This window comes from Streptomyces sp. NPDC088194, assembly GCF_040702025.1.
Classification (GTDB): domain Bacteria; phylum Actinomycetota; class Actinomycetes; order Streptomycetales; family Streptomycetaceae; genus Actinacidiphila.
The window spans coordinates 1-3,743 of record NZ_JBFBIV010000202.1 but is presented as its reverse complement, the minus strand read 5'-3'; the positions used below and the strand labels follow the sequence as shown (position 1 = coordinate 3,743).

The window sequence follows — 3,743 nt, the reverse complement described above, 5'->3', positions numbered from 1 at the left end:
ACCCGAGAGGCGTACTTCAACCTCTCCGCCATGGTCGCCGAGGACTTCGTACGGGCCCAGCAGGCACAGGGCCTGTGGACACAGGACGGCAGCAACTCACCGCCGGTGCAGGCGCCGTCGATGCCGGGGCAGCCCGGCTACCAGGGCCAGCAGCCAGGCCAACCCGGCCAACCCGGCCAACCCGGCCAGCCCGGCCAACCCGGCCAGCCCGGTCAGCCCGGCCCACCCGGTCAACCCGGGCAGTATCCACCGCCCAACCCGCAACAGGGCTACGGCTACCCGCCACCTCAGCAGTAGCCACCCGCCGCCGAATCCGGTGAAAGGCCGTCCCCGTGCCGTCCGCACGGGGGCGGCCTTTCACGTGTTGGGAGATCGTCCACCCTCTGGGCCGGCGGCGGGCGGAGCCGGCGCTCCCCGCCGCCATCGCCAGAAACGATCATCTCGTGATCAAATCAAGGAGATTTTGCGAAGTTGTGGAGTGCATGACGATGGGGTGGCCGGACCGTCACGAAGACAACCTATGGTGAGAGGCCGGCCTGACAGCCGTGCAGGCCACCCGCTTCAGCTCGACGAACTCGTCCGTGACCACTGGAAGATCGAGACCCTGCACCATGTTCGCGACCTCGCATTCGCTGACGACGACTCTCTCCTGTGGACCGGCAACACCCTCCGTATGAAGGCGACATGGCGCGAGTTCCCCGTCGCGGCCCGCTGTACTGCCGGAGTGAAGAACATCGCGGCCGGTCCCCGCATCGCATGCGGAGCAACAGGGGTTGAGGTGAGGAGGCTCCGTGCAGCCTGAACGTGTGTCGGAACTCTCCGACCTTCTGACCCGTGCGCGCAGTGCCAGGGCAGGCAAGGGCAACACCGTTCTGGTCCGGTCCGTCTCGGGCATGCGATGTTCCACCTTCCTCGCCGAAGTGGCCGAACGGGTACGGCGCTTGGGCAGCGTGGTGCTGAGCACGTCCTGTTCCCCTTCGGACGCACACAGCCAACTCGGGGTTGTCCGCCAGCTCGTGGCCGCCGCACTCGAGGTCGCCAACAGGGACCGGGCCACCGAGGACGAGGAGTTCCTGCACGGCGTGCTCGAAGGCGTCGGCCCGTTCGACCATCGGCTCTTCGAAGCCCTGCGGGAGGTCTTCGCGCGAGGCGCGCGCCGGCAGCCCCTGGTCGTCGTCGTCGATCACATCCAGTGGATGGACGAGACCTCACTGCGCTGGTTCGCCTATCTGGTACGGCACTTGAACAATCTGCCGGTCCTGCTGGTCCTGGCCTACCGGACCGACGAGACCGCGGTCGACCGCAAGCTGACCGACGACATATCCAAGCGGGACCAGTGTTTCACCCTCACCCTCAGCCCGCTCTCGTCGCACAGCGTACGCGAAGTGGTGGAGGCCGCCTACTCCGGGCAGGGGTGCGACGACGAGTTCGTGCAGGTCTGCGCCGAGACGTCCCGCGGGCGCCCCTCCCGCCTGGACAAGCTGCTGGCGTCCCTGACCGCCGACTTCGTGCCCCCTCGGGCGTCGCAGGTCGAGCAGATACGGCGCTGCGGTGCACGAATAGAGGCCGAGGCCGCCGCCGACCGGCTGCTGCGCCAGCCCGTCCACCTCCGGGAGGTCGCCGAGGTCGCGACGGTGCTCGGTGAAGAAGGCGACTGCGCGGTGATCGCGGACATGCTCAACCTCTACGGGGACGCGATCAGCGGACTCATAGCGGAGCTCACCCCGGTGGGGATCTTTCGCGAGACGGGCGTCTCCGGCCGGTACCGCTTCAGCAGTGCGGAGCTGCGGAGCCTGATCCACCGTGACATGTCCGCCGATGCGCGGCGCTCCCTGCACATGCGGACCGCCCGGCGGCTGAACGATCTGGGGGCCCCGCTGGCGCAGGTCGCCGAGCACCTGCTCCAGGCCGACATGTCCGACGACGCGTGGGCGTGCAGCGTGCTGAAGGAAGCCGCGGACGACGCCCTGAAGACCGGCGACCCCAAGACGTGTGCCAAGTACGCGCGGCGCGTCCTCCGGGACAGGATTCCGGACGAGGAGCGCGCGGAGGTGCTCTGGCTGCTGGGCCGCGCCGAGGCGCTCTTCGCGCCCGCGGCCGCCGACCGCCATCTCGACGAGGCAGTCCGGCTGTTCTCCGATCCCGCGCTCCAGGCGGGGGCGATCGTGGAACGTGCCCACGCGCGAGTCCTGCGGCCGGGCAGCGCCGAGTCGGCTCTGCGTCCGTCCCGGACCGTGCTCGCCCACGTCGACCACAAGGCGTTCGCCGAGCTCGGCGACTCCGAACTGCGCCTGAGCGTGCAGTCCCTGACCCACACGGTCCCTGCCGAGGGCCGGGCGGCGGCCCTGGAGGCGCTCGGCGGTCCCACCCTGAGCATCAACCTCGGAGTCACCCCCGGCGAGCGGGAGTTACTCGCCTCCATCGCCGGCGATCTCGCGTGCAGATCCGAGCCCTGCGATGTCCCGTTGGAGCTGGTGCACCGGGCGCTGGCGGGCGAGCGGCCGTCCGGAAGCGCTTCGATGGTGCTGCTGCTGCGATGTATCACGATACTGACGTGGGCAGGCCATCTGCGGGAAGCACAGCGCTGGGCCGATCACATGCTGACCGGAGCGCTGGCCACGGACGCGCTCTTCCCGCGGGTGATCGCCCTTTGCCAGCGCGCCAAGATCGCGGTGCGGATGGGCGACCTTCCGGTGGCGCTCGCCGAGGCGGAGCAGGCGCTGGCGCTCACCACCGAACATCACGAGGTGAAGAGCTGCCGTGCGGTCGCGGTGACCGAGGTCGCCAGGGCGCGCGGGGCGATCGGCCACTACGAGGGGGCCGTCGACCTCCTGCAAGGACTCCACGACCTGCCCGCGAGCACCCTGGGCGTGCGGGGGATGTTCCGCCTGCACCTGGGTGACCTGCGGGGCGCACTCGCCGACCTGATGGAGTGCGGGCACCGGCTGGAGGCGCTGGGGATCGTCAACCCCGCCTTGAGCGACTGGCGCAGCCTCGCCGCGCGGGCGTGGAAACAGCTCGGCAACGACAAGGAGGCTCGCGAGCTCGCGGAGGCGGAGGTCGAACTGGCCCGCCGCTGGGGCGATCTCGCGGTGGTGGGCCGGTCGTTGCGCTCGCTGGGGGAGGTGAGTTCGGGGGCGGCGGCGGAGCGCGCGTTCGCCGAGTCCGTGGCCCTTCTCGAACAGACCGATGCCCGGCTCCAGTTGGCGCTCTCGCTCGTCGCGGCGGGCCAGGCGCACGGGCGCAACGGCTCTCTCGCACAGGCCAGGCGGGCGCTGCACCGGGGGATGCTGCTCGCCGAGGAGTCGGGGGCGCGTTCGCTCACCACCGAGGCGCGCAAATCGCTGCTCGCCGCGGGGGGACGGCTTCGGCGCACCCCGGCGTCCGGAGTGCCCGCCCTCACGCCGACCGAGCACCGCGTCGCCATGCACGCCGCCCGGGGGCGGACCAACAGGAGCATCGCCGACCTGCTGCACATCACCCCGCGCACCGTCGAGGTCCATCTCACCCGCGTCTACGGCAAGTTGTCCATACCGGGACGGACCGCCCTGGCCGACGCCCTCGGCGTCAACTGCGCCGGGAGCGGGAACAAGCGCGTCAAGTCCTGACGGAACGCGGTCCGTGACAGGGCCGGGCCGCATCTTCCGGTGTAGGCCCGACCGGCTCGCGCCTGCCGCCGGCCGGGGCCCTCCCGACCGGCTCGCGCCTGCCGCCGGCCGGGGCCTTCCCGACCGGCTCGCGCC

General features: G+C 70.9%; 1 protein-coding gene and 1 pseudogene. Both read left to right on the top strand.

The genetic code is table 11. From position 1 onward, the window contains the following. A pseudogene (locus AB0399_RS40350) lies at nucleotides 1-297 on the top strand (topoisomerase II); the annotation flags it as partial. Between the two features lie 494 nt (nucleotides 298-791). Next, nucleotides 792-3,608, top strand: coding sequence for an AAA family ATPase (locus AB0399_RS40345; protein ID WP_366414677.1), 2,817 nt, complete (start codon nucleotides 792-794; stop codon nucleotides 3,606-3,608). Nucleotides 3,609-3,743: the final 135 nt, after the last annotated feature.